At 76.3% G+C, this 2,282-nt stretch carries 2 protein-coding genes; one reads left to right on the top strand and one right to left on the bottom strand.

Features of this window, described 5'->3' with window-relative positions:
- Positions 1–1,555, bottom strand: a 1,555-nt coding sequence (locus GCU69_RS00950) for an MFS transporter (protein WP_408055740.1), incomplete at its 3' end; no start/stop codon positions are given.
- 102 nt (positions 1,556–1,657) lie between these two features.
- On the opposite strand from GCU69_RS00950, the gene GCU69_RS00945 reads away from it, so the two are divergent.
- The coding region (locus GCU69_RS00945) for a FadR/GntR family transcriptional regulator (protein WP_156204855.1) at positions 1,658–2,282 on the top strand (625 nt) is incomplete at its 3' end.

The raw sequence follows: 2,282 nt of genomic DNA, 5'->3' as shown, positions 1-2,282 counted from the left end.
CGCGTCCGGCCCGGACGCCGAGCAGGATCTGCGGCACCATCAGCGCCGCCATCAGCCCCAGCGGCAGCCCCCAGCCCCCGCTGTGCTGGTAGAGGACGCCCACGAGCAGCGGCCCTGGAATCGAGATCAGATAGCCGGTGCTCTGCGCGAAGGCGGACAGCCGTACGACGCCCGGCCCGGTGCGCGCCCGCATCCCGATCAGGGTGAGCACCAGCGGGAAGGCGCAGTTGGACACCCCGAGCAGCAGGGCCCAGGCCCAGGGCGCGGCGGCCGGGGCGAGATACAGCCCCGCGTACCCCGAGAGCCCGCAGACACCCAGCAGCACGGCCAGCGGACTCTGGTGCCGCATCGACGCGGCGACGCGCGGCAGGACGTACGAGAGCGGGATGCCCAGGCCCATGGTGACCGCGAGCAGCACCCCGGCCGAGGAGGCCGGGACACCGGCGTCCCGGAAGATCTGCGGCAGCCAGCCCATGGTGACGTAGGCGGCGGTGGCCTGGAGGCCGAAGAAGCAGCCGAGGGCGCGGGCCGTGGGGCTGGCGGAGATCCGGACGCCCCGGCCCGGCCCGGCCGCGGGGCGGGAGCCCGCCGGGCCGGCCGTCCCGGCGCCCGGCCGGTCCGCGCCGCCGGAGCTGTCCGAGCGGTCAGAGCTGTCCGAGCTGTCCGCGCCGTCGGAGCCGTCAGCCTTCTCCGTGCCGTTCGTGCCGTTCGTGCGGTGCGGCCGCCCGCCGTCCCGGCGTCCGAGGGCGAGCGGGGCCCAGACGAGCAGGGCGGCGACGGCGAGCACCGCCCATATCGCCAGGCCGCCCCGCCAGCTGCCGCCCAGGGCGCCCGTGACCGGCACGGTGGCGGCCGCGGCGAGCGCGGTGCCGAGCGCCAGGGCCATCGAGTAGAGACCGGTCATGGTGCCGACCCGGTCCGGGAACCAGCGCTTGACGATGACGGGCATCAGCACGTTGGCGACCGCGATGCCCGCCAGCGCCAGCGCGCTGGCGGCGAGGAAGCCCCCGGTGCCGCCGGCGAACGGCCGGACGAGCACACCGAGCCCGATGGCGGCCATGCCCGCGCAGACGACTCCGGCGAGGCCCCAGCGGCGGGCGAGCCGGGGCGCGGTGACCCCGAAGACGGCAAAGCACAGCGAGGGGACGGACGTCAGCAGGCCGGCCACGCTGCCGCTCATGCCGAGCCCGTCCCGCACCTCTTCGAGGAGGGCGCCCAGGCTGGTGATCGCGGGACGCAGGTTGAGGGCGGCGAGCACGATCCCGGCGGGCAGCAGCCAGGCCCCCGCCCGGGCGGCACGGGCCGCCGTTCCCCCGGCGGTGCTCCCGGCCCCGTCGGGACCGGCGTTCGCGGAGCTTGCCGTCCCCGTTTCCGCGGCGTCGACCGGAGTCCCGGCTGCCGGCCCGGCCGCGGTCCCGGCCTCCCTGCCGGCCGTTCCGGCGACGGTCCCGGCGGCGGCCCCGGTGGCCGACCGAGGCGCGGGAGCGCCGTCCCGCGCCGGTGCGGTGCGTTCCGCGCAGGAGATGGGGGTCTCGTCGTCAGCCATGGCCGCCATCATAGAATCATGGGATGAATCGGGGGTCGCCGGGACCCCGTACGATCCACCCGTCCCCGCCCGTGCCGCCGCGATCCGGCCCGCACCGAGGAGCACCTCGCGATGCCGCTGTCCTCACTCCGCCGCTCCGCGCTCGCCGACCGGGTGATCTCCGAGCTGCGCCGGCAGATCACGACCGGCGAGTGGCCGGTGGGCTCCCGCATTCCGACCGAGCCGGAGCTGGTCGAGCGGCTGGGCGTCGCGCGGAACACCGTGCGGGAGGCCGTCCGGGCGCTGGCGCACAACGGGCTGCTGGACATCCGGCAGGGTTCGGGCACCTACGTGGTGGCCACCAGCGAGCTGGCCGGGGTCATGCACCGGCGTTTCGCGGACGCCGACCCGAAGCACATCGCCGAGCTGCGCAGCACCCTGGAGTCGTCGGCCGCCCGGCTGGCCGCCGACCGCCGTACCGAGCGGGACCTGCGGCAGCTCGACGCGACGCTGGCCCGCCGGGAGCGGGCCTGGGAGTCGAAGGACGCCGAGTCCTTCATCGCCGCCGACGCGGCACTGCACCAGGCCGTGGTGGCGACGTCCCACAACGACGTGCTGACCGCGCTCTACGCCGACCTGGGCGCCGTACTCCGGGAGTTCCTCCGGCTCGACGTCGGTACGGAGCTGCGCCCGGAGGCGTACATGGACCACACGCGGCTGGTCGAGGCGATCCGCGCCCGGGACCCGGACCGGGCGG

Source organism: Streptomyces lycii (assembly GCF_009735685.1).
Classification (GTDB): domain Bacteria; phylum Actinomycetota; class Actinomycetes; order Streptomycetales; family Streptomycetaceae; genus Streptomyces; species Streptomyces lycii.
The sequence above is the reverse complement of the archived record's forward strand: the minus strand, read 5'-3'. Positions and strand labels throughout refer to the sequence as shown.